General features: G+C 62.3%; 22 protein-coding genes and 3 pseudogenes. 16 read left to right on the forward strand and 9 right to left on the reverse strand.

The annotated features are described in order from the left end of the window. From NS1_RS40975 to NS1_RS27190, 6 genes and pseudogenes are all read left to right on the forward strand, one after another. Nucleotides 1–743 (forward strand): annotated as a pseudogene (locus tag NS1_RS40975) (hypothetical protein); the annotation flags it as partial. A 28-nt stretch (nt 744–771) separates the two neighbouring features. Beyond that, complete coding sequence (locus NS1_RS27170; RefSeq protein ID WP_056817886.1) at nt 772–1857, forward strand: glycosyltransferase; 1086 nt, start codon at nt 772–774, stop codon at nt 1855–1857. A gap of 184 nt (nt 1858–2041) precedes the next feature. Beyond that, complete coding sequence (locus NS1_RS27175) at nt 2042–2770, forward strand: amino acid ABC transporter ATP-binding protein (RefSeq protein WP_157125413.1); 729 nt, start codon at nt 2042–2044, stop codon at nt 2768–2770. Nucleotides 2771–2801: 31 nt separating this feature from the next. Then, on the forward strand, nt 2802–3638 hold the full coding sequence (locus NS1_RS27180; RefSeq protein ID WP_062988978.1) for a glutamate ABC transporter substrate-binding protein: 837 nt from the start codon (nt 2802–2804) through the stop codon (nt 3636–3638). Between the two features lie 23 nt (nt 3639–3661). Beyond that, nucleotides 3662–4333, forward strand: a complete 672-nt coding sequence (locus NS1_RS27185; RefSeq protein ID WP_056817883.1) for an amino acid ABC transporter permease — start codon at nt 3662–3664, stop codon at nt 4331–4333. Next, nucleotides 4330–5193 carry an amino acid ABC transporter permease gene (locus tag NS1_RS27190; RefSeq protein ID WP_062988980.1) on the forward strand — a complete coding sequence of 288 codons (864 nt, stop codon included), beginning with the start codon at nt 4330–4332 and terminating at the stop codon, nt 5191–5193. The genes NS1_RS27185 and NS1_RS27190 overlap by 4 nt, the downstream gene beginning before the upstream one ends. A gap of 140 nt (nt 5194–5333) precedes the next feature. Here the strand turns inward: NS1_RS27190 and NS1_RS42500 are convergent. Both NS1_RS42500 and NS1_RS42505 read right to left on the reverse strand, forming a co-directional pair. After that, a pseudogene (locus NS1_RS42500) lies at nt 5334–5669 on the reverse strand (transposase); the annotation flags it as partial. 6 nt (nt 5670–5675) lie between these two features. Next, entirely contained in the window at nt 5676–5954 is a 279-nt protein-coding gene (locus NS1_RS42505; protein WP_373864368.1) for an IS3 family transposase, read from the reverse strand. Nucleotides 5955–6494: 540 nt separating this feature from the next. Here NS1_RS42505 and NS1_RS27195 point away from each other — a divergent pair. After that, nucleotides 6495–7832, forward strand: a complete 1338-nt coding sequence (locus tag NS1_RS27195; protein ID WP_084504477.1) for an oxygenase MpaB family protein — start codon at nt 6495–6497, stop codon at nt 7830–7832. A gap of 359 nt (nt 7833–8191) precedes the next feature. Here NS1_RS27195 and NS1_RS27200 read toward each other — a convergent pair whose 3' ends face one another. Beyond that, nucleotides 8192–8863, reverse strand: a complete 672-nt coding sequence (locus NS1_RS27200) for a TetR/AcrR family transcriptional regulator (RefSeq protein ID WP_062988982.1) — start codon at nt 8861–8863, stop codon at nt 8192–8194. Between the two features lie 373 nt (nt 8864–9236). Here NS1_RS27200 and tatA point away from each other — a divergent pair, with 373 nt between their 5' ends. The 3 genes and pseudogenes from tatA to NS1_RS27215 all read left to right on the forward strand — a co-directional run. Beyond that, nucleotides 9237–9497, forward strand: coding sequence for a Sec-independent protein translocase subunit TatA (gene tatA / locus NS1_RS27205; RefSeq protein WP_056820584.1), 261 nt, complete (start codon nt 9237–9239; stop codon nt 9495–9497). Between the two features lie 87 nt (nt 9498–9584). Next, nucleotides 9585–10550, forward strand: a complete 966-nt coding sequence (gene tatC / locus NS1_RS27210; RefSeq protein ID WP_063816277.1) for a twin-arginine translocase subunit TatC — start codon at nt 9585–9587, stop codon at nt 10548–10550. A gap of 107 nt (nt 10551–10657) precedes the next feature. Beyond that, nucleotides 10658–10936: pseudogene (locus tag NS1_RS27215) on the forward strand (amidohydrolase family protein); the annotation flags it as partial. A 1134-nt stretch (nt 10937–12070) separates the two neighbouring features. Here NS1_RS27215 and NS1_RS27220 read toward each other — a convergent pair. From NS1_RS27220 to NS1_RS27240, 5 genes are all read right to left on the reverse strand, one after another. Further along, nucleotides 12071–12457, reverse strand: coding sequence for a DUF5655 domain-containing protein (locus NS1_RS27220; RefSeq protein ID WP_062988986.1), 387 nt, complete (start codon nt 12455–12457; stop codon nt 12071–12073). Nucleotides 12458–12488: 31 nt separating this feature from the next. Next, entirely contained in the window at nt 12489–12710 is a 222-nt protein-coding gene (locus tag NS1_RS27225; protein WP_062988988.1) for a hypothetical protein, read from the reverse strand. Between the two features lie 215 nt (nt 12711–12925). Continuing rightward, a complete protein-coding gene (locus NS1_RS27230) occupies nt 12926–13279 on the reverse strand; it encodes an NUDIX hydrolase (protein WP_255284712.1) in 354 nt (117 codons plus the stop codon). Between the two features lie 967 nt (nt 13280–14246). Then, a complete protein-coding gene (locus tag NS1_RS27235; RefSeq protein ID WP_255284713.1) occupies nt 14247–16331 on the reverse strand; it encodes a protein kinase domain-containing protein in 2085 nt (694 codons plus the stop codon). Between the two features lie 303 nt (nt 16332–16634). Continuing rightward, the gene (locus tag NS1_RS27240; RefSeq protein WP_062988992.1) at nt 16635–17411 is read right to left on the reverse strand and encodes a serine/threonine-protein kinase; all 777 of its coding nucleotides are present in this window, start codon (nt 17409–17411) and stop codon (nt 16635–16637) included. Nucleotides 17412–17621: 210 nt separating this feature from the next. Here NS1_RS27240 and NS1_RS40285 point away from each other — a divergent pair, with 210 nt between their 5' ends. Beyond that, complete coding sequence (locus tag NS1_RS40285) at nt 17622–17798, forward strand: hypothetical protein (protein ID WP_157125398.1); 177 nt, start codon at nt 17622–17624, stop codon at nt 17796–17798. 278 nt (nt 17799–18076) lie between these two features. Here NS1_RS40285 and NS1_RS27245 read toward each other — a convergent pair whose 3' ends face one another. Then, complete coding sequence (locus NS1_RS27245; protein WP_174562685.1) at nt 18077–18322, reverse strand: hypothetical protein; 246 nt, start codon at nt 18320–18322, stop codon at nt 18077–18079. A 682-nt stretch (nt 18323–19004) separates the two neighbouring features. On the opposite strand from NS1_RS27245, the gene NS1_RS42510 reads away from it, so the two are divergent. From NS1_RS42510 to NS1_RS27260, 5 genes are all read left to right on the forward strand, one after another. Beyond that, nucleotides 19005–19322 (forward strand): WXG100 family type VII secretion target, encoded by a 318-nt coding sequence (locus NS1_RS42510; RefSeq protein WP_084504479.1) that lies wholly within the window; start codon nt 19005–19007, stop codon nt 19320–19322. A 23-nt stretch (nt 19323–19345) separates the two neighbouring features. Further along, a complete protein-coding gene (locus tag NS1_RS27250; RefSeq protein ID WP_084504481.1) occupies nt 19346–19657 on the forward strand; it encodes a WXG100 family type VII secretion target in 312 nt (103 codons plus the stop codon). Further along, nucleotides 19654–20919 carry a hypothetical protein gene (locus NS1_RS27255; RefSeq protein ID WP_062988998.1) on the forward strand — a complete coding sequence of 422 codons (1266 nt, stop codon included), beginning with the start codon at nt 19654–19656 and terminating at the stop codon, nt 20917–20919. The genes NS1_RS27250 and NS1_RS27255 overlap by 4 nt, the downstream gene beginning before the upstream one ends. A 115-nt stretch (nt 20920–21034) precedes the next feature. Continuing rightward, nucleotides 21035–21343, forward strand: coding sequence for a hypothetical protein (locus NS1_RS40290; protein WP_157125399.1), 309 nt, complete (start codon nt 21035–21037; stop codon nt 21341–21343). Nucleotides 21344–21925: 582 nt separating this feature from the next. After that, nucleotides 21926–23167 carry an outer membrane protein assembly factor BamB family protein gene (locus tag NS1_RS27260; RefSeq protein WP_062989000.1) on the forward strand — a complete coding sequence of 414 codons (1242 nt, stop codon included), beginning with the start codon at nt 21926–21928 and terminating at the stop codon, nt 23165–23167. Nucleotides 23168–23258: the final 91 nt, after the last annotated feature.

The raw sequence follows: 23258 nt of genomic DNA on the forward strand, positions 1-23258 counted from the left end.
CGGGCGGCAGCAGCGGCGGCAGCGGTGAAGGCGGCTCCGGCTCCAACGGATCAGGTTCCGGCGGCGGCGGCCAAGGATCAGGCGGCGGCAACAGCGGCAGCAATAGAAGCGTGCCGAGCGGTGGACCGAGCAGTACGCAGCCGACGAACAAATCCGCGATCAACCCGAACCTGTCCGAGGGCAGCACACCGAAAACCACCGAACGCATCGATCCGACCGCCGAGACCTCCAGCCTCGACACGACAACCCCCAACGGCGCGACCGGGCCCCTTTCCACCCTGTCGAACATGCTCAGCCAACTCACCGGCGGGTCAGGTTCCTCCGGCGCGTCGGGCGCCTCCGGCGCGAGCGGCCCACTCGGCCTGCTCGATCAGCTCGGCGCGTCGGGCGCCCTCGATGACATCAGACCCGCTGGTCTCGGAAGCGGTGGAGGCGGAGGTGGTCTACCGAGCGGCATCGGCGGCGGCGTCGACGACAAGCTCTTCCCCCGAGCGAGTCCCGTCACCACCTCCACCGAACAGACCCGCGCCGGCATCGCGACGGGCACTGGCATGACCAACGCGGGCATGCCGATGGGCATGGGCGGTTACCCGATGGGCGGCGGCATGGGTGGTGGCATGGGCGGCCAGGGTCAGCAACAGCAGCAAGAGCGCAAACGCGCCGCCTATCTCGACAGCACCGAACACCTCGATGAGGCGATCGGCGAGGACCCGCTCTCGATCCGCCCGATCATCGACCGCTGATTCCACTACTACTTTCTGCGAGCGTCCCATGCGTTTTCATGTCGTCAGCCTGCCCCACACGCAGACAACCATCGCCTATCAGCCCTGCGCGTACACCCAGAAGGCGCGCCGGTTCGCCACCATGATGACCGAGCACGGCCACGACGTCATCCTCTACGGCGGCGAGGAGAACGACGCGCTCTGCGCGGAGTTCGTGCCGCTGGTAACCAAGGCCGAGCAGGCCGAGTGGTTCGGCGGCAACGACCCGACCAAGGAGATCAGCAATCTCACCTGGGACCCGCACGATCACCATTGGCGCGTCGCGAACGCGCGCGCGATCAGCGAGATCGCCGAGCGAAAGCGGGAACGCGACTTCATCGGCGTGCTCGGCGGCTGCTGCCAGCAGGCCATCGCCGACACCCTGCCCGAACTCATGACGGTCGAATTCGGTATCGGCTACAGCGGCGTATTCGCCAAGTATCGAGTGTTCGAGAGCTACGCGTGGATGCATTCGGTCTACGGCGCGCGGACCACTGTGTCCGACGTGATGAGCGCCCGAGGCGAGTTCTATGACGCGGTGATCCCGAATTACTACGCGGTGGAGGAGTTTCCGTACTCGGCCGACAAAGACGACTACTTCCTTTTCATCGGCCGGCTGATCGAGGCCAAGGGCATTCAGGTCGCGATCGACACCTGCACGCGCCTCGGCGTGAAGCTCATTGTCGCCGGCGCGAGCGCGGGCGAGGTGCCGACCGCCGATTGTGTCGAGTACGTCGGCGTCGTCGACAGCGTCCGACGTGGCGAGCTCATGAGCCGCGCCCGCGCGGTTTTCGTGCCCACGCTGTATCTGGAACCCTTCGGTGGCGTGCACGCCGAAGCCATGCTGTGCGGTACGCCCGTCATCACCACCGACTGGGGCGTATTCACCGAAACCGTGCAGCAGGGGGTACAGGGTTTCCGCTGCCGCACCCTGCGCGAATTCTGTACGGCCGCGGAAACAGTGGACAAACTCGACTACCGCGCGATCCGCGAGTACGCGATAGGCAAGTTCTCCACCGATGCCGTCGCACCCCAGTACGAAACCTATTTCGAACGGCTACTCGACCTCTGGGACGACGGCTGGTACGCCCGCTAGCAGCCGGTTTACCGTGGTTAACATCGGGAGGGACGCGAGGTTAACAGCAGGCGTCGGGTTACCGGCAGTTGTCTTCTTGGCGCAGTTGCATATGAATGCCGTTGCCCGAGAAGCTTTTTGACGGATCGGAACTATCTTTCTCGGCATGACCGACGATGCCGCTCCCGCATCCGCCGCTGTGCCGATGATCTCGATGCGCAACGTGGACAAACACTTCGGTGAACTCCACGTCCTGCGCGATATCCACCTCGACGTGCCCCGTGGGCAGGTCGTGATCGTTCTCGGCCCCTCGGGTTCGGGGAAATCGACCCTGTGCCGCACCATAAATCGCCTCGAACCGATCGACTCCGGCGACATCGCCATCGACGGCGTCACCCTGCCCGACGAGGGCAAAGCACTGGCCGCCCTGCGCGCCGAGGTGGGCATGGTGTTCCAGTCGTTCAACCTGTTCGCGCACAAGACCATCCTCGAGAACGTCATGCTCGCCCCCACCAAGGTGCGGGGAAAGAGGAAGGACGAGGCCCGCACACAGGCCCTCGCACTGCTCGAGCGCGTCGGCATCGCCAACCAGGCCGACAAATACCCGGCTCAACTCTCCGGCGGCCAACAACAGCGCGTCGCGATCGCCCGCTCGCTGGCGATGGACCCCAAGGTGATGCTGTTCGACGAGCCGACCTCCGCGCTCGACCCCGAGATGGTCAACGAGGTCCTCGACGTGATGGTCTCCCTCGCCAAAGAGGGCATGACCATGCTCGTGGTCACCCACGAGATGGGCTTCGCGCGCCGAGCGGGCGATCGCGTGCTGTTCATGGCCGACGGCGAGATCATCGAGGACACCGCACCCGAAACCTTCTTCACCGCACCGACTTCCGAACGCGCGAGGGACTTCCTCGCCAAGATTCTCACCCACTGAAACACCCTGTCCCGAAGAGCTGAGGAACCCCATGAGGATCAATCGTGCGATGCGCATCGGCATCGGCGCCACGGCACTGGCATTGGCGGCAACCGTCACCGCGGCCTGCGGCGGCGGTGACAACAAGTCGGCCCTGGACAACGCCGAGGACGGCAAACTCACCATCGGCATCAAGTTCGACCAACCCGGCCTCGGCCTGCGCAACACCGACGGCACCTACACCGGCTTCGATGTCGACGTCGCCAAGTACGTCGCCGACAAGCTCGGCGTGAAACCCGAGAACCTCACCTTCAAGGAATCGCCGTCGGCGCAGCGCGAGACCCTGATCGAGAACGGCCAGGTCGACCTCGTCGTCGCCACCTACTCGATCAACGACAAGCGCAAGGACAAGGTCGACTTCGCCGGCCCGTACTACCTGGCCGGTCAGGACCTGCTGGTCAAGGCCGACAACACCACGATCGCCGGCCCCGACTCCCTCGCGGGCAAGAAGGTCTGCTCGGTGAAGGGCTCCACCCCCGCCCAGAACATCGAGAAGAACTACCCCCAGGCCCAGCTGCAGACCTACGACACCTACTCGCTGTGCATCGAGGCGATGCGAAGCGGCGCGATCGACGCGGTCACCACCGACAACGTGATCCTCGCCGGTTACGCCGCCCAATCGCCCGGCACGTTCAAGCTGGTGAACAAGCCGTTCACCACCGAGAAGTACGGCATCGGGGTGAAGAAGGGCCAGACCGATCTGCGGACCAAGGTCAACGACGCCATCGCGTCGATGATCACCGACGGGTCGTGGAAGGCCGCGCAGGAGAAGAACTTCGCCGGTACCGGCTTCGCCGTGCCCGCCCCGCCGACCATCGACCGCTACTAGTACCGATCGGAGGACGCGCGTCCGTGTTCGACCTGATCTCGAGATATCACTCCGAATTCCTCACCGCGTTCGGAGTAACCATCCAACTCACCGTCTTCTCCGCGATCGGCGCTCTCGTCATCGGGACCGTCGTCGCCGGCATGTGCGTATCCCCGATTCCGGTAGCGCGCTGGGTCGGCACGGCGTACGTCGCCATCTTCCGCAATACCCCGCTCACCCTGATCATCGTGTTCACCTCACTGGGCCTCTACACCACGCTCGGCTGGAAGCTGGCCGGTGATTCGTTGCGCGAGAACAATTTTCGCTGGGCGATCGTCGGCCTGAGTGTCTACACCGCGGCGTTCGTCTGCGAATCACTTCGCGCGGGCATCAACACCGTCGCGCTCGGCCAGTCCGAGGCGGGTCGTTCCCTCGGCTTCGGGTTCGCGCAGAACCTGCGGTTGATCGTGCTCCCGCAGGCCTTCCGCGCGGTTATCGCTCCGCTCGGTAGTGTGCTGATCGCGCTCACCAAGAACTCGACGGTCGCCTCGGTTGTCGGCGTCGGCGAGGCGGCGTTGCTGATGAGTTCGATGAACGAGAACGAGGCAGCCGTCCTGGCCGTCGGCGCGATCTTCGGCCTCGGCTTCATTGTGCTGACCCTGCCGACCGGCCTGTTGTTCGGCTGGCTCGCCAACCGATACGAGGTGGTTCGATGAGCACCGCATCGGTCCTGTTCGACGCGCCGGGCCCACGCACGCGGCTGCGCCACCACGCGTACTCGGTGGCCGTTGTGCTCGCCCTGCTCGCCGCCGGCTGGTCGCTCTACTCGGCGTTCGCCGAGAAGGGCCAGTTCACAGCGGCGAAATGGCGGCCCTTCCTCGACTCCGATGTGTGGGAGACCTACCTGCTGCCCGGTTTGCATGGCACGCTGACGGCGGCGGCGATCTCGATTGTCGGATCGGTGGTCTTCGGCATGATCTTCGGCGTGCTTCGCCTATCGGATCACCGCTCGGTGCGCGCGGCCGCGGGCACTGCCGTCGAGCTGGCCCGGGCGATTCCCGTATTGATCCTGATGATCTTCCTGTTCGCAGTTTTCGGCGACTACAACCTGTTCCCGTCCGAACAGCTTGCCCTGGCCGCTGTGGTGATCGCGCTGATCATCTACAACTCGGCGGTCATCGCCGAAATCGTGCGCGCCGGAATCAAGTCGCTGCCCAAGGGACAGACCGAGGCGGCTGCGGCGCTCGGGTTGCGCAAGAACCAGCTGATGCGGCTGATCCTGCTCCCCCAGGCCGTCACCGTGATGCTGCCCGCGCTCGTGTCACAGATGGTGGTCGTGCTCAAAGACACCGCGCTCGGCTACCAGATCACCTACGTGGAACTCGTGCGCTCCGGTCAGCAGGAAGGCGCCGCGCTCCAGAACACGATCTCGGCCCTGATCGTTGTCGCGTTGATCATGATCTCGCTCAACATGGCCCTGAGCTTCCTGGCGACCAGCCTGGAGAAACGGTTGCGCGCCCGCAACAAGAGCGCCGGCGCGGTGTTCGCGCCCGATCCGATCGTCACCAAGAAATAGTCACCCACCGACGCGGGGCCCGATCCGATCAGATCGGGCCCCGTCTTTCTTGCGTAACCGGTGTGAGGTTCCCTCGCTGAGCCGGAGAGCGAATTATCTGGTTCCGGCTGGAACCGGCCATGGTATCTGGCTTCGTACTCGTCTGGCGATAACCAACCCAGCCTCTTCTCGACAGGCTGGGCGTTGTACCAGCCATCGATGTAGGCGAAGAGCGCGTTCTCGGCGTCTTCCCTTGTGCGCCAACTTTTTCGATACACAAGTTCGGTCTTCGAAGTGGAGAAGAAGTTCTCCATGAGGGCGTTGTCTCTACTGTCGCCGACTGAACCCATCGATTGAGCGATCCCGTCGTCTGTCAACCGATTAGCGAAGCGGATAGCCGTGCAGGTCGACCCACGATCGGAGTTCGAGAACGCGCCCCGCACGGCGGCCAGCCAGAACACACCTTCTCCGCATACGATGCGGGTGGCGTCGGCCACCCACAATCAGCCCGGCTCGCCGACAGAGAAGTCACGGTTCACCAGGTCCGGCGCCGGCGTTGCCCGCAGATTCTGCCGGGTCGAACCGAGTCGCCACTTCCTGCGCAGGAACGCGCCCGGAATCAACCGCTCGACCCGTTTACAGCCGACCGAGATACCGCGCCGACCCAGCATCGCGTGGACTCGCGGTGACCCATAGGTGCCGCCGGACGAGCCGGCAAGGTGTACGAGAAATGGGATACGCCTTGTTGGACAACGATCCTTTACCAATGCGTTTTCCAACACAGCGCGGGGCGGATGCAGCCTGGTGATGCATTTACCCCTTGAGCCCGAGAAGTTTTACGACACGTATTTCCAGTGGTTTGTGCTCTATACTTTTGCCTTCGAAAGCATCGTCCAGGACGAGAGGCTGCACTGTCTCGTCGAATCTGATTGTCAATGCCTTCGCCACCACTCTGGCAGAAGCGAATAATGCCCTCTGCCAACTTTTTTGCGGCTACCAGTTCCGTCATCCACTCGTCAACCAGCCCGACCGTCCTGATCCATCCCGACCCTTTCACCTAGTGCATGTTTCATGCATCCAACCCAATATAGACCTCAAAGATGCTGGCATGGGGCTATTTTCAGGAAGTTCTGACGCGGCACTAGAACAGACGGGATGGTCTCGCACGATGCACACCGAAATTAGTTGGGGGCACTGTGAATTGACCCAGAGTACTCATGACGTTGGCCTGATCCGCTCTCGCCCGATGATAAAAAGATATGGCACTTGCCTCTGCGTATCACTGCAGCGGCTGTCACTGCAATTACTGAGGACGTGAGTCGATGGACAACCTGAACAGACGTGACGCATTGAAGGCCGGCGGGTTGCTGGCGGGGATTGGGGCGCTGTCCCTGTCGTTGTTCACCGCCCCGCCACGAGCGCAGGCGTGGAGCTGGTCGGCCAGCGGCTCGATCGCCGGCTCCGGCGACGGGGTCGATCCGATGACCGTGTGGGATCCAGCAGCCGACCAGGTCATAGCCGAGATACTCGAGAGCGGCCAGGTGCCCGCGATCAACAAGATCCTGGCTACCTGGACCACCAACAACCAGCCCACGCCGTCGGGCCTGCCCCCGAATCTGACCGCCTTCATCGAGCAGGCGCGCCAGCTGCCGGCCTGGACCGATCAGTCGAAACTGACTGCGGCGGACGACTTCAACTCCAAGCAGGGGCCGTTCATCGGCACCGCTTACGGGTTCGGGGCCGGCCTGTTGGCGACCGTGATCCCGCACGAGTCACGCGCCGTGTACTACTCCAAGGGCGGCGCTGATCTCCAGGATCGCATCGCCAAGACCGCCAAGCTCGGCTACGACCTCATGGCCCAGCAGCCGTTCGGACCCAACGGTAATCTGATCGTGACCTGCGTCAAGACGCGCATGGTGCACGCGGCGGTGCGGCACCTGCTGCCCACATCGGCGCCGTGGCTGCAGGTGGCAACCGAGTCTCCCAAGATTCCGATCAGTCAGAACGACATCCTGGTCACCTGGCACAGCCTACCGACCACCATCATGCAGAAGCTGAAGGCCTGGAAGGTACCCATAACCGACGCCCAGTCGGCCGGCTTGCTGCACTCGTGGCAGGTGACCGCGCACCTGCTCGGCGTACAGGACCAGTACATCCCCGCGACGTGGGACTCCGCGAACGCTCAGTCCAAGCAGGTGCTGGACCCGGTTCTTGGCCCCACGCCCGAGGGCACCAAGATCGCCGACCACCTTCTCACCATCGGGCCGGTACTCGCTGCTACCAGTTTTATCACCAAGCCGATGCTCGCCTCGTTCACCAAGTTCGTGCTCGGTGACCAGGTCGCCAAATGGCTCAATCTGAAGACCGACGGGATCTGGGACGGCATCTTCGCGACGTTGTGGGGGCCGTTCGTCCAGCTCTACCAACTCGGCAAGATCGTCCCTGGTGTCGACGCGATCTACTTCCAATTGACCGAGTTCATCAAGGTAGCCGCGCTGTTGTACCTCAATAGCGGCGGTCTCAAACTGGAGCTCCCGATCCCCACCACCAACAACCCGTCGATCACCGGCACACCGCCCGTCACCACCACCCCATACGTTACGACGACTACGACACCGCCCACTACGGCAGCACCCGCGACGACGACGCCTCACAGCTAGCCTCACCCAGGCACGCCAATTGAGCTGTTGTTGTCCTCGAATGGCGAAAGGCGCTCTGAACTGGGATGATTCGGCTTGTCTAACGTTGAATCAGCAGTTGGAGGAGCGCCTTTCTGGTGAGAGAGTCTACGTGGTGGTTCCCGTCGCTGAAAGTTGATGGGAACCGATCGCAGGTAGTGGCCCACGCTGACACGGTCGCGCTGCTGCGGACGCGGGAAACGGCCTCTCCGCCACCTCCGCATGATCCACTGGTCCATGCGGATAATATTCAGGGGCTACTGCGGGTTCGTGACGGCGGGTTCCTGCCCCGTATCTCCGTGAGCAGAAGGCGATCATCTGGACGTGGCCCTGCCGGTCGATCAGTCCCCGGAGGTCACTGGATTCAGCATCGGAACGAGAAATTGTCGAGCGATCGTGGCAAGTTGAGCATCGTTGTCGAGGTCGACGACATGGCTGGGGATCGCCACGAAGGAGGCGCAGACCCTGACCATCAGGTCGGCTACCAGATCGGCGTCTACTCGGCTGTGAACATTGCCGACAGCTTGCTCACGACGAAGCTGACCGGCGACGAATTTCTGGACTGCGGCGATGTTTCGACCTCCGTCACCGATCATCGAGCTCGCAAGTCGGTCTGGCTCGACGGCGAGCATGCCATCGATGAGGGGGTTATGCCGAATGGCGCGTAGCGAGCTCACGAACCCGAGTACGAGCCGATCAGCGACTGTCTCCGCGTGCTCGATATCGAGAAGAAACTGGCTGAAATATCGCCTGTACTCCCGCAATAGCACCTGCTCGACCAGTACGTCCTTTGTGGCGAACCGTCGGTAAACCGTGATACGCGAGAGATGGGCCCGCCTGGCCACGTCCTCCATCGTGGAACGTTGGATACCCATCCGGCAAAACTGTTCGTAGGCAGAATCCAGGAGTCGTGTGCGGATTTCGTCTACATCGGCAATATCGTCGACCGCCTCGAGGTACGCGCGTTCGAGAAGAGACGTCTGTTCCGAGGTCCTCGATCCGGTCGGCAGCACAATTTTCCTCCTGGCGCGGTTGCTCCTTCGTCACAGTGGCCTCTGTGTGGAGTCACATCCTCCTTTTATAGCAGACTCGGGCCACCGTGTGTTCCTATTGAGATACGCAGTCACGCAATCGGTTTCAGTACATCTCGAGATGCATTTCAGTCTCGAGGAGGAACATAATATGGACAAACTCAGTGGGCGAGATGCCTTCGAGGTGGCGGGCGTTGGGGGCTGCAGGAGCACTGGCCGTGGCGTCGCCGACTCGCGCGGAGCCTTGGGCGTGGTCACCCGAGGGGTCGACTTACCTGCGCGCCGGGAGCATACGAATCTCGGGCCGGAATCAAATTGATTCCGGGCCCGAACCCTGCAAGTTACGGAGGCAATCATGGGTCAGTTCAGCGTGTGGCATTGGGCGATCGTCGCAGCGGTCTTCCTACTGTTCTTCGGTGCCAAGCGGATGCCGGACGCGGCTCGTGGCCTGGGGCGTTCGCTACGCATCTTCAAAAGCGAGGTCAGCCAGATGCAGTCCGAGACAGACAGTTCCACTCACGACACCCCAGCTCAGCAAACCGCGAAAGTGTTGCCGCCGACCCAGTCGTCGGCACCCGCGGGCAGCGAACGAGTGTTCCTGTCCAAATCGCACTGAGCGTCGTTCCGGTACCGAAGTGAGCCGGCGCTCACTTCGGTACCGCGATATCGCCCGCCGGGTGACACCTTTGAGGTCTGACATATCATGCGAAATCTATTCCATCGCGGCCGCAGCGCACGTCGGGCGAATCCAGACGGCACCATGTCGATCGTTCAACACCTGCAGGAGTTGCGCACTCGACTGTTGATCTCGGTAGCCGCGATCCTGGTCACGACGGCGTTCGGGGTCTATTGGTATGCGTATTCGGTCCTCGGACTCCAGAGCCTGGGTGATGTGCTGCTCGGACCGTATTGCTCACTCGATCCGTCTGCACGGGCAACGCTGACCCCGGACGGATCCTGTCGGCTACTCGCGACCGGTCCGTTCGAACAATTTATGCTCCGCCTGAAAGTTGGATTCACCGCAGGGGTGGTGCTCGCCGCGCCGATGTGGCTGTACCAGTTGTGGATGTTCATCACGCCGGGCATGCATTCGAAGGAGCGTAAGTATGCGGTCGGATTCGTCGCTGCTGGCTCCGTGTTGTTCGCTATGGGCGCGGTGCTGGCGTACCTCGTCGTCGCCCGTGCTCTGAGTTTCTTGCTCGAGATCGGAAACAACGCACAGATCACGGCTTTGAGCGGTTCGGAATATTTCAGCTTCATCATCCAGTTGCTGATCATCTTCGGAGTCAGTTTTGAAACGCCGGTAATCATCGTCGGATTGAACGCTATCGGGGTGCTCACCTACAAGCAACTGAAGGCGTGGCGACGCGGAATCATCTTCGGTCTGTTCGTCTTCGCCGCAGTGGCAACCCCGCAGGATCCGATCTCGATGCTCGTGCTCGCCGCCGCATTGACCGTGTTGTTCGAAGCAGCGGTACAGTTCGCTCGAATCAAGGACAGCAGACGCGCGCGGCGCGAGATCAACGAGGGTTACGCTGCGCTCGATGATGAAGAAGCTTCGGCCCTCGGTGCCGCCGATCCGATCGACCCTGCCGAATCATCGGTGAAGTCACCGGAGAAGGTCACGCGATCGGTGCGGGATATTTCGATCCGCTCCGATGACCGATGATTCCGCTGAAATCGGCTGGCCGATCACCGGCGGTTCCCTTGCCGGGGCACCAGCCGGAAATCAGTGGCGGCGGCGGGCGAGTTGGTGATGGCGGCAACGGGTGGGCCGTGCCGATCCTGATGGGCACCGACGCAGCGAGCGTGGGGATATTCGGTACCGCCCACGGTGTCAGCGTGCACGGCGAACTCGGTTTGCTGGTCCGCGCCGGTCTGACCCCGATCGAGGCGTTGCGTGCGGCAACATCGCTACCGGCCAAGCACTTCGGCCTCGGCGATCGCGGCGCGATCGCAGCCGGGCTGCAAGCCGACCTACTCTTGGTCGACGGCGACCCGACCACCGATATCAGTGACACGCTGTCGATCACACCCGCCACGGTCCATGTGTGACCGCACTCTTCGAAGCCCGTGATGAGAGCGAGGACCACAACGTGGCCCAATGCGCGCGCTGGTGACCACACCGATGTGTGTGGGTGACGTGAAAACGTCAACCAAGCAAGCTTGGGTCGAACTTGCGGGAATGGTCGACCATCCATTGCGGACGCCCTGAGCTCGACGAGTACAGGACGTCCGCGCTCGTCCACGCTGTGAGCATCACAGGCTGTTCCCCCACCCCCTTTGCAGCACGGCGCAAAACAGCGATCTGCCCGGGCGCAGTTACCCCAAGGCCGCGACTCAAAGCTGACGGGGCCCTCGACCACCTCGTACCGGGCGGCGAAGACTCGTGCCCGCACCACAGTGGCTGGGTCGTCCTGCCAGGCCCACAGCTGGGTGGCGTCTTGCTCGGGGCGACGCCGGCCCCTGGCAGCGCTTCGACTTGTTGAGCGTTGTCGAGGCGTCCGTGCCACCACGGCGGTGTCGAGGCCAGCAGTCCACGGATCCAGACAACGCCGTCGTCGTTCCACGTGCGGATCCGGCCTCCCGCGGTCTGCACGAATTCGGGATGGGCGCCCAGCTCACGGGCCAGGATCCACGCCGCCACCACCGGGCCTGGCCGAGCTCCGAGGCGAAATACGCACTCACATCACGAAATACGGAGTTCACTCGCTCCAGCTCCGCGACCCGCTTCTTCGAAGCCCGGTTCTCGGCCAACATGTCGGTCGTCGACATGTCAACACGTTCGCCGGCATCGGCCTCTGCCTGGCGGATCCACAACCCAACGCCTCGTGATGCACCCGAGCTAGGCGCCCAGCGTGCGGATTGTCGGCTTCGGGTCCGACTTCCGATACAGCCGCACTGCCCGCGCCTACTACTCGTCCGGGTACTTCTTCAGTGCTGCCACGAATGATGCCTTTCGGTCCTCTCGGACCACAGTCAGAGCCCTCCGAGAAAGCGAGGCGAGTTGTCAGGCTCGGGGCAGAATCACGGCGCGGCCCCGCACCTCTCCCTGGCGAAGATGCTCGTAAGCGGTGGGAGCGTCGTCGATGAGATAGGTCTCGGTGTCCACGGAGATGTGGCCCGAGCCAACTCGAACCGACGACGCGGGCATGCGCTGACTGCCGTCGCTCGCCCTGTCGTGGGTAGTCAGCGCGGCGGTTTGATGCCGAAGTCCAAGGCCGCGTCGAGCCAGCCCGCGGTCACGATCCGATCGACCACCGCATCATCGGTCACCTTGATCTGGTGAGTCCACTTGCCCGGGTAGGTCTCCTCGACACTGCCGATCAGCGGATCCGACAGTGGACCGCGGGTGTCGAGGGTCAGCATGAGCAGATCCTGCACACTGCTCTTCGACCGCAGGACCGGCCACAACCACGCGAACTTCCGGTCGGCGGCAAAGGACACCTGGGATTTGGTGATCACCATCGTGATATCGCCGAGCCCCTCGATCCGCGGCGCGAGACTGTGAAACAGTCGCAGCGCACCCGGGCGCTCGGCGAAAAGCCGCTCGACGGTGTGCTGTTCGGTGCTCACGTGCCTCCAACCGACCGACTATCCCGGCACCTCAGGCGGGTAGATATAGTGACAAGGCGGTCGGAGTTCCAGCTATCAGCTGGCGAGCAGCGCGCCCAACGACCGTTCGGCAATCGCCGTCGCAGCAGGCCGCGTGCTCGACATGGTTCAGCGTCGCGAGCAGCCAGACACCCATCACCGCCTGAACGACCGGATAGGGCAAGATACCGGGCCGGAACGTCACGACCCGCCCGCCGAACAACCCCAGCGTCATCGCCCACGACTGCAGAGTATCGCTCCGCGGGTCCCACCACGAGCTCGCCGCGCAGCCGAACCGTCACATCGCCGAAACGCGGTCGTCGCCGAATCGTCAGCCGAGAGATGCCGCGCTTCCCCCCTCGAGGTAGTGGGTCAGCCTGAGCCGCTGCGTGTGGTGCATGTCGCGGCTATCCAGCTCGGAGGGGGCTACGAACCGCAGCTCTGTGGGCCTCATCGGAGATGGCGAGGTCGCCCGCTAATGATGCGAGCCAGAAAGCACACGTTGAACTGGCGCCGGACCCCACCGTCGCTGTGGACGATCACGTGACGCGGATCGGTGTAAGTTCCGACGAGACCGGCGATTTCGATGTCGAGTCCCGTCTCTTCCTTGACCTCTCGCACCGCGCAGCCGGGCAGACTGTCGGTCATTTCCATCCCGCCGCCAGGCAACGCCCATAGACCGCTGTCGGTTCGGCGTTGCAGCAGGATGCGGCCGACATCGTCGCACACCACTGCGGACGCCGCGACCACAAGGCTGTTCGGCTCCGGTGCGGCTGGGTCGTCGTAGTATTCGGTACGCGCCATCGGCTCAGCTTTTCACCGGTCGGCCGGTTTGCCAGATCGCGTTGAAACTGTCGGTGTAGATGTCGAACAGGCCCGCGACAGCCACGTCCGACCGACCACATCGACCGCCTCTCCGGCGACCCCGATCAAGCGGCACCACGAGACACTGGACAGTCGTTCAGATTCAAAAACGTGGGGTTTCTGTGGGATCTGGCCAAACCACGTCAAATCCCGGGACACAAGAAAACCCCCTCCGACCGAGGTCAGAGGGGGTTTTCACTGTCGGGCTGACAGGATTTGAACCTGCGACCACCTGGCGGGGGTTCCAGTTGTCCAGACACTACCCATCAGTGCCCAATAGTGCTCAGCACCAGGCATTTTCGTAAAAGGACTTTTCCCAACGATTCCCATTGATTCGCGTTGATTCCGATCAAAAGTGTGGGGTTTCTGTGGGGCGGTTCTAGATCGCTCCGCGATCCTCCGCGGCACCGGAACCATCAATGCGGTGGGTAGCTACCCGCTCACGCGGAGAATAACTTCGTGCAGCAGACCCGAATGTGTATGTGACCGACTTGGAACGAGGCACGGTTTTAGTGCTCGCGGGCGGCGGTAACTGCGTCTTCAGCGAGCAATGTTTGGGAGGTGGGCGTCTAACGGGGCCAAGCCATGGTCGACATACACCAGCGTCAGGTTCCCTATTCCATCCCACACCGGAGCCAATCGGATCAACCGTCGAATATCGTCATTCGCTCGGCTCACTGTGGGCGACGCTCGCGATCCGCGCGTATGAAGCGAAGTCTCTCGTCGCGACGGGCGTCGCTCTGGCAAATGACCTTGTCGAGCAGTACCGTTAACCACGCCGACCCAGGTGGTCGGACAAGTCGACCCTAGAGGGGTCGGCAGATTGGCGTGGGACCTGGCTAGATGCCACGACCTGCGCACCCACGGCTCGGGTGGGGTTCGAGCATCGTCCGACCCCCATCCGGATCTATCCCGTGGCGCGGCCATCGGCCGTCTTCAGGACCACTGGAAGCTGGGCAAGTTTACGTCGAGCGCGTTCGAGTCGAACCAGCATCTCCTCTAGGTCGACCTTCCCTGCAGGGGCACGGGTCGTTCCGATTCGGTCGAGCAGCTTGGTCAGGGACCGGAGCTCGGGTTCGGTCAGAATCGGCAACCAGTCACAGAGCTCGTCGAATGACACGAATGCGCCGGTTCCGCTACCCAATCCGGTCGGTGCCGCATTTTCGCCAGCGCGCGCAAGCAAGATCGTCCCGGCTCGCCGCGCCTCGGCCGCGTAGTCGGCTTCTTGATTTCCGTAGCTGCGGTGTCGCACAGGCTCGGCATCGAAGATGTGTCGGCGGGTCAGCACCACAGCGTGGCGTCGATGGTCGAGCTTACGCAGCCGCGCAGAGACTGTCGTGCCGACCGCAGGTGTGGCATCGGTGTTGTGCAGTTGCGAGTGTGCCCATGGAATGAATCCGCGCAGATGCTCATCAATAGCTAGATGGACCCCGTTGTTGCTGTGGTACAGCACTCGCCCCTGAACTAGCGCCCGATTCTGTTGTTTGGCAACCATTTTGGGCCATTTCTGCTCGCCAGCGTGTCGGCGCAACGAAAGCCTGGCGGTCTGCCTGTCATCGTCCAGGGTCAGCAGACGTCCCGTCACGGCGGTGCCCGGAATGAATCGCTGATAGTCACCGTGACGCGTTGCATCGATTTCCCACGAAGGGATGTATCCCTCAATTCCCACGTCGCAGCGCACGGCAATACCGTGCGGGTCTGCGGTGATGACCGTCGCCTCGACTTCACTGTCAAAGCTAAGCCCCTCGTCCTCGTCGGCGGGGGCTTCGCTGGCGCCATTGTCGGCGCGCAGGGCAGCGAGGTTGCTTCGCGCGCCAGCGTGGCCCTTGTCGGCACCTCGCTGAAACCATTTCTGTGCTGCGAGCATATCGCCCTGCTCGCGCATCTCAATGCCGAGATTGTTCATCGCAGTGGCATCGCCAAGGTCCGCTGCGCGCTGAAAGAGTGCCTGTGCGCTCCGACCTCGTGATCGGAGGAGCTCGCCCAACTCGTTCATCGCATCTGTGTCGCCATCGATCGACAATCTGCGTAGATGTAGTTCATCGCGTTGAGTGGGACCTTCTCGCAGCGACCCGTCATTTTCGGGCGCTGGTTCAGCAGTGTTGGGGATGGATGTTGCGTGTTCGGCAGGGCTCGGTGGTGGGGCCGGTGTCGGCGTGGGAACCGCGGCGGTTTGTGTGATCGCGCGTAGGGCTTCTGCGGCGAACTCAGCGCAATTGGAGTATCGGTCGGCAGGGTCCCTGGCCAACGCGGTGATAAACACATGGTCGAGATGGCCCGGAAGGTCTGGTCGGCGTGCGCTGATCCTTGGGCGTTCGGCGTTGAGGTGCGCCGCGATTGCGGCCGCGGTGTCTCTAACCGGGTAGGGCTGTTCCCCGGTGAGCAGTTCAAACAGCGTGGCGGCTAGGGAATACATGTCGGCGCGTCCGGTCAACGGCTCGCGGCCGAACCGTTCCGGTGCGGTGTACGCCCACGACGCGGCAATGCGGGAGGCTGTGATCGTGGCATCAAGAGCATGGGCGATACCGAAGTCGGTCAGGATCGCGCGGTTTCCGTCGAGGAGGATGTTGGCTGGTTTGACGTCTTGATGCATGATCTGCCTGTCGTGGGCATGGTCGAGAGCATCCGCCACATCGGCGACAAGCCGAATCGCACGGTCAGGATCAAGACCGCCGGGCTGCTTGGCGATCACGCTGGCCAAGTCTCCGCCGCCGACGTAGCGCATCGACAGCCATACATGCTCGGCCTCAGCGCGGCTGCAATCGTAGATGTCAACGATGTTGACGTGGCTGAGCTGCGACATCAGTTGAGCTTCGCGGGCAAATGCCTTGCGCGTCTTGGGTTGTTCGGCATGGAAGTCGTGCAGCACCTTGAGAGCAACCTCCCGCGGCAGCCGTGGGTGGTGGGCAAGATACACCATTCCGGCGCCGCCCGACCCGAGCGGTCGAATGATGCGATGGCCACCTACGATCGCGCCAGCAGGGAACGCCACCCTGATTCCTCCTCAAGACCCTTGCATCTCTTGCAATCATCGGCGCCCAACTCGCGGAGAGAAACGCGGGGACCGCATCCCATCGCCACGCCACCTTGTCTCGCAGCTGACGTCCGAGACCGATGCGGACTCGAGCGTCCCTCATTCTAAGTCAGCTCAGCCGGGCTCGCTCACACAACCAGCCACGCACCCAAGTGCCGCATTCCTCTCCCGGACAGGAAATAGGTTGTGATCCAATATATTTGGCATGTCGTGATGGTTCGTAAGACACACATACTCCGACCCACCGCCCGTCCGCAATTTTCACCATCTCCGATGGTTCTCGTCGCCTCTCAGTTCGCCAACTCCGGCAAGGATGGCATCGCCGCCCGGGCGGCGCAAAGGATCTTTGTCGAGCATCTGCTCGACAAGCGCGGCGAGCCCGGGATCGACCGTTGTGGGCAACGGTGGCACCGGCCAACGGGTGTGCTGGATATTGAATTCGGCGATGGATGGCCCTGGAAACGGCCGAGTCCCGCTGACTGCCTCGTACAAGATCACGCCGACGGAGTAGATGTCGCCAGCTCGGGTGAATTCGGCGTCGTACCATCGCTCGGGTGCGGCATAGGCGTTGAGCGCCGCACGCTTCCACGTATAGGTAGCCGTGCTTGCACCGACGATTCGTGCGATCCCGAAGTCGGACAAGCACCACCGATCGCGATAGCGAAGTACGTTCTCCGGCTTGATATCGCGGTGCAACAGATCACCGAGTTCGCCGACCCCACTTACCAGGTCGACCAATAGCGCCGACGCTTGGCTGGTCGACATCACCGCGCGACCATCGCGCAAATGTGCTCGCAAGCTGCACTCTGCGCGCGGCATCCGCATCAACAAGCTGCCCGATCGCTCGACATGTTCAACGACTGGTATGACGTTGCGCGCCTGTGCGGGGAAACGCGCTAACAACTCGCGCTCGGCACCGGGGATAAGCATGACCTCCTTGATCGCTGCAGGTTCGCCGGTCTCAGCGTTGATCGCGCCGTACACGACTCCGATGCTTCCCTCGCCGAGTTGCTCGACAACCAGCCACCGCTGCGTCATCTCAATGACTCGTAAGTTTGTCCTTCCCTGCACTGTTCAAGTGTGCCAGCGATCGGCGATCTGTTCACCAGCAAGACCCAGTCGCCGCGCTTGCACCGAGAACCGACGCCGACGTTTGGACAATGCAGGACAGATCGCAGTCGCGAGGAACCACGCATAGCGTGGGCGCTCACCCAAGAACGTCCGGTTCGCAAGTCAACAAGGTGCACCTTGGGCGCGATCGCGGCTGTCTTGTGCCCGGTCAATAGCGCGACCGCACTCGTGCTCAACATCGCCGCCGACAGTTCGACCGCCGGTGCCAGCGCGGGCGCAGCCAACCTGCCCGCCGAGATCCTCGTCTCGGATGGGCATCCCAGGAAGTCAGTTACGCCGCTGCGGGACGAATAGACTCTCGGTGCGCCCCCCACTAGGTGGCCGAAAGCTGCTTGCCGCACTGTCCAGTGCACCACGGACTCGTCCGGACCTTTGTCACGACGAGAACCGGATGCATCGCCACGGTAGTAGCTAAGGGATGTCCCGTAAGTCGTTGAGCAGCAACAGGTATCGTCTCCCCGGTGGTGATCTCGGCAGCTTACCCGGTGATGGTGGAGTTGTTCTCCGGGCTGCGGCCGACCACGTCCGCTCGACTGATCACGCAGTTGCGGCGCGAGGGCGCTGACCGACCGTTACGCGGCCGACCGTCGTGAGGAGGCGGGCAGGTCGCAGTAGGGGCCGATCAGCAAGCCGCCGAGAGAGGGCAGTCCGAACAGTGAGTGGGCGTACCAGAGGAACCCGAGGACTGTGGCCAGCCCGATCGCGGCGACCGAGATCAGCAGCCGGTAGCGCAGTTCCCGGAGGTGCTCGACCACCGGCATGGTGCCGGTGGGATTGCGCCGACGCCTAACGCGCCGCAGCCCGTATGAGACCCCCATGATGTCCGCCCCTCCGCATCGGTGCCTCGCGCAAGCATTCGTCCCGCGCCGGTACACCTTGACAGGAGCCAGTTCTGGCGACTCAAGCGTTAGCAGTTGTCCGAGAACCGATTGTTCATCGACGCCGCGAAGGTCAGCAGCTACCGATGACCGTGGGCGAAAAGATCGCCAAGCTCAAGCGGTTAGTCTCAAGCGGTTCGTTGGGCATCGTCGTGTCGAATTTGCCGTTCTCGGAATCGTGGTAGCTGCTGCCGCGGCGGGGGTGTGTGCGGGCTTCCGTGATCGGGGGCGGCCGATCTGTCGGGGCGTGTCATGGTCGCTGATGATCCTCGGTCTGAAGAGTGCGGGGGCTGCTCGGTCACGGTCGGCGGGCACCCACGCGAGGCTGACGCCAGCCTGGCTTGTACACGTTGGTGGACAGCGAGACTGTCGGGAACCGGGTCGCGGGTACCCCAGCCATGCCCGATTCTTCAGGTGTCAGACCGCGGCGTTATCGACCAGTTCAGCGCTTCCTCGACATCGGACCCGTCTAACAACCTGTGCCGGTACACAGCCGAAATTCCGCCATGTACAGCATGGCAGCAGCGCCAGGTCAGATCTCGATGCAACTGCCCCCAACGAGCAGAGGAGGCGTCGATCCGATACGCTCGCCGCGATTGTTGTTCGCTAAGGGGGATGCTTTCTGTCGCAATCGTGGGATGGGCAATTCGATGTCGCTCCAGCTGATGTCACCGATGCGGGTCGCTACGTCCAGCTGACGGCGCAGGAACTCGCTACCGGTCTCCGCGCGATCGACTCCGATGTCAACAAGCTGCTGCAGTCCTGGACCGGCAACTCGGCTACCTCGTATCGCTCTGGCTGGGATGAAGCACGTAAGGGCGCGGAAACCGTTTTGGAAGCGTTGGCAACCTTGGCGGAGCTCTTAGGCGTGGTAGCCGATACTCATACCGATCTCGACACACAGCGCGCTGCGAACACCAGCTCGCTGGATCTGCCGTAAGTCATTGCGGGGAGGAAGAATTCATGACTGACGCATACAGGGTGGACCTGGACGACCTCGACGAGATCTCTACCCAACTCAAGGGCTTCGTTGGTTTCCTTACCGATAGCATCGCCGGTATCCAGCAACGCACCACCGGGCTACAAGGCGCGTGGAGCGGCACCTCTGCCGACGCCGCCAACGCCGCGTTCTCGAAGTGGATCACCGGCGCACAGGATGTCGCCGAGGGCATCGACACCATGCGTACCGCAGCTCTGGCCGCACGAGACCGCTACAACACTGCCGTAGCAACGAATCTACAGATGCTCGGCCGTACGACAGGCAGCCAATCATGACAGTTCTCGATGTCTCCGCGCAGACCTACTACGACGCGGCCGACATCTGCGCGAAAGCATCCTCAGGGTACTTCGAGGCGTTCAAAACCGCGATGCGGTCTTTCGGCGACACCACCAACATGGCCGGTAGCGTCGGCGACGGTAAGCAATGGGCTCAGTCCTACGACCAGCAGTGCACAGACATCTACGGCATGTCGATCGACATGGTGGTCGCCCTCGACGGATACGCCCAAGTCCTCAAACAGGCTGGCTACAACCATGCCCTCGCCGATCACGACCCGAGCAGCGGGCAACCGGAACCCGATGCTCCCGACCTGACCCCCTCGTTCACCCTCTCGCCGCAGGAACTCGTCGACCTGCTGGTGCCCCCTTCGGCGGGAGGGCCTGGCCGTGGACTCGTGGACGACGGCCTCGACCTGGCAGCGAAAGTCGGCATCCCGATTCCCGACGGAGATACGACCAAGCTGTCGCACTCCGGCGATGTCTGGCACAACCTGGCCAACAACGCCTCTGTCACCCTTGCACCCGGCGAACTCGAGCAAGCAGCCGCTCTGTTCGGTCACGTAACCTCCCCGGATGCGAACTTCATCGATGAAGATCTACGCGAACTCAAGACAGCCGCAAGTGATCTCGGGGCCGCTTATGGCGAACTGGCGCAAGCCTGCCGCGATCAGAAGCAAGCCCATGATGATCTCCGGGTCCAGCTGCGACAATTATGCGAAGACCTCGCCAACGAAATCGCCGTCGAAGTTGCCGTCAGCCTCGCGCTCACCGTCGTCGCATCCGCTGTCAGCTTCGGGGTGGGTGCAGCGGCGGTGGCAGCCAAGACGGCTGTCGCCGTCGCAAGAATCATCGACAAGTTTGCAGACTTGATCAAGATCGCCGTCAGAGCGGCAAAGCTACGAACAGTCGTCGCGGTCGAGCGTGCCACTGCGAAAACCAAAGAAAGCATCAAAGACCTCACCACTACCCTGGTCAAGAAGCTGAAAGACCACACCGACGCCATCAAGAAATTCGCTACCGATGAAGTAGTACTCTGCACCCAGGGTGCTCTGGCAGGTGCCGGAGTTGACATCCTCAAGGATGTATCCAACGGTGGAGATCCGCCCGCCTACGTAGAGGACGCCGTTTTTGGGTGTGTTTCCGGGGCTGTTGTCGGAGGTGGCTGGTCAGCATTGTCACCGAAGGCAAGAAATGCGGTGATCGCCTCTGTTGTCGGCGGGGTGATCGTGTTGAGAAATCAGGGTGGAGAAGACGAGTAAGTGCAATTACTGCGGCCGCCTTGCTTGCGCCTCGAAATCTCCGCGCTCGAATCATAGAAGGTGAACTATTCTAGACAATAAAGAATCCTTTCTGCTTTGGCTTCTACTATTCGCCATGATCGCCTATGCAACCAAGTCTATAAAGCATTTCTGGGCATTGCACACTCTCAAAAGTGTCACGAGCAACTCAGCCCCAGGCGAGCCGCCGAGCGATCTGGTTCGGGAAAATAAGGCGCACCGACTTACCGCGATATGTTCCGCTGCAATTTGCATTCTTTACCTCCCCTGGGTGGCGTATATTGCATCCATTGTGAGCGAAACCGGTCGCCGAGTTCCGCTACTGGCCTTAATTTTGATGGCTATCTACGCGATCGGTCTAAATGTGGCCGGACGGCTTGGATTCAAGATCATCGACGAGATGTAGCGCCGAGGAACTCGCCTCGGACACCACAGCAGGTACTCAACGAACATTCCTACGGCTGCATGTTATACGGCCGACATCTCTCGGATCGCACCGATCCTCGAATCCGTCGAGTCTATGCGAATTTCGAATGTAGAAATTCGTCGAGAGCAGGCCGCGCACGGTCACGATGCCATGTTAGGTCGCTGCCAATTCCGGTGCCAGATGCGCCTTGAAGGTGGGCGGCATGCCTTCTAATCTATGCACTGCGCGACGGCCCTTTTGACCCTACCCGCAGCGTCTCGAAATGCACGTCCACCATCGGGCTGATCGCCTTGTCTGCAAAATGCGGGGACCCGACTCATCGAGGCGGCCGAGGACTAGCAAAATTGACCCAAGCCTACCCGCATGTTTACTCTCGATTCGGCCATGGCACAGGGCACGGCACGCAGGTATCAGGGGGCGAAGTTGCGCAGGTTGGCTACTGCTGGAGTTGTCGTTGCGGCATTGAGCATTTCAGCATGTGCGAGCGCCTCGGAGCAGCGGGACTATCCCAGCCCCGTCCCCACATCATCATCATCGCCGCCTACTACGACCACCACGACGGTGAACCGGCCTGCCGCGTGGTCGATAGAATTCGATGTCGGCGCAGCAGAGGTCGCCGTGCTGGGAGACGTGGTCATCACCCCCCGCGAGACCTCGTTCATCGCGGTCGACCGTGCCTCCGGCCGTGAGCGTTGGCGCCGAGATCAGAAAGTCACCGGCGGAGCGGGATTCGAGTATCGGATCAGCGGCGAGCTGGTCGTGCTCTCCGAGCGTCGAGCCGCATCCAGTGACCCGACCTTGTTCGAAGTGATCGAGGCGGCGACCGGCCGCACCAGGTGGCAGGCGAGTACGAATTACCTGAACGTCTATGGTGACGCGGTGTACCGGACCGACTGCACGGCGATGGGTACTCGCGACGTGCAGTGCACCACGATGCGACACGATATCGGCGATGGAAAGGCGTCGTGGCCGCGCCCGGCGAGCGGCACACTCGGCCACGACGTGATCGGAACCTGGCACCAGCAAGCTCCACCGGAATCGGAGTACCTGCCTATCTGGGTGGGACCATCGACCGCCGGTCCCACAGATAGGCCATGGGCTTCGGTAGCGACCGCCACCGGTGACGTTCTCCCCGGACGCGGCGCCAGTCATGCTTGGTACACCTTCAGCGTTGGTGAACTGCTCGTCAGCACTGACCACGACAGGAATGAGTACCTCTGCGAAGTTGCCCTGGAGGCAATCAGCGGCTCGACCGGAACGCGACAGTGGTCGGCATCTGTACACGGTGGCCGACGCAAGGAGAACGACGATTGCCAGAAGAGGCTGAGCGGGTCGGAGCTCGGCCAAATGATCGGCAGTGGCTCGAGGATTGCGGCCGTCACCGCCGACGGAACTCCTCAACTGTTCGATCTGGCAACGGGTTCCACGGTCTGGGCGGCCACCGATCGCGGCACTCCCCTCGACGGTGACGACCGATCGCTGCTGGTCAGCGAATTCGCTGACCAGGGCACCTTGTCACTACTGGACCTCGAGACCGGAAAGAAGAAGTGGTCGGTACCCGATCCTGGCTTCGACCCCTACCCGAGCCGACGTACGACGTTTCTGGTCGGTGATCGAGTTGTCGTGGGCGGCCGAATTCAAATCGGCGAATTCGCCGGCCGACCGACCACGATCATCTACGACCGCGAAACGGGTCGGGAAATCGATCGATATGTCGGCTGGGTCCAAGGCGCGGGTGCTGACTGGCTAGCACTGCTGGTGAGTGAAGGCAGCGGGTCCGACAAACTCCAGTTCCATCGTTGATCGCGGAAAAGCGCGGGGCAGATCAGGGTGAGTCTGCGATCCGGCCGACAGGCATCGCACCGATCAGATGACGGACGCTCCGAAGCGAAAT

It is taken from the genome of Nocardia salmonicida NBRC 13393 (assembly GCF_001613085.1).
Taxonomy (GTDB): Bacteria; Actinomycetota; Actinomycetes; order Mycobacteriales; family Mycobacteriaceae; genus Nocardia; species Nocardia salmonicida.

Excerpts from the sequence above, each read along its gene's own strand:
- NS1_RS27170 (WP_056817886.1), top strand. The coding sequence starts at position 772 with ATGCGTTTTCATGTCGTCAGCCTGCCCCACACGCAGACAACCATCGCC.
- NS1_RS27175 (WP_157125413.1), top strand. The coding sequence starts at position 2,042 with ATGATCTCGATGCGCAACGTGGACAAACACTTCGGTGAACTCCACGTC.
- NS1_RS27180 (WP_062988978.1), top strand. The coding sequence starts at position 2,802 with ATGAGGATCAATCGTGCGATGCGCATCGGCATCGGCGCCACGGCACTG.
- NS1_RS27190 (WP_062988980.1), top strand. The coding sequence starts at position 4,330 with ATGAGCACCGCATCGGTCCTGTTCGACGCGCCGGGCCCACGCACGCGG.
- NS1_RS27195 (WP_084504477.1), top strand. The coding sequence starts at position 6,495 with ATGGACAACCTGAACAGACGTGACGCATTGAAGGCCGGCGGGTTGCTG.
- tatA (WP_056820584.1), top strand. The coding sequence starts at position 9,237 with ATGGGTCAGTTCAGCGTGTGGCATTGGGCGATCGTCGCAGCGGTCTTC.
- tatC (WP_063816277.1), top strand. The coding sequence starts at position 9,585 with ATGCGAAATCTATTCCATCGCGGCCGCAGCGCACGTCGGGCGAATCCA.
- NS1_RS27225 (WP_062988988.1), bottom strand. The coding sequence starts at position 12,710 with ATGACGCTGGGGTTGTTCGGCGGGCGGGTCGTGACGTTCCGGCCCGGT.
- NS1_RS27230 (WP_255284712.1), bottom strand. The coding sequence starts at position 13,279 with ATGGCGCGTACCGAATACTACGACGACCCAGCCGCACCGGAGCCGAAC.
- NS1_RS27240 (WP_062988992.1), bottom strand. The coding sequence starts at position 17,411 with ATGACGCAGCGGTGGCTGGTTGTCGAGCAACTCGGCGAGGGAAGCATC.
- NS1_RS27245 (WP_174562685.1), bottom strand. The coding sequence starts at position 18,322 with ATGGGGGTCTCATACGGGCTGCGGCGCGTTAGGCGTCGGCGCAATCCC.
- NS1_RS27250 (WP_084504481.1), top strand. The coding sequence starts at position 19,346 with ATGACTGACGCATACAGGGTGGACCTGGACGACCTCGACGAGATCTCT.
- NS1_RS27255 (WP_062988998.1), top strand. The coding sequence starts at position 19,654 with ATGACAGTTCTCGATGTCTCCGCGCAGACCTACTACGACGCGGCCGAC.
- NS1_RS40290 (WP_157125399.1), top strand. The coding sequence starts at position 21,035 with ATGATCGCCTATGCAACCAAGTCTATAAAGCATTTCTGGGCATTGCAC.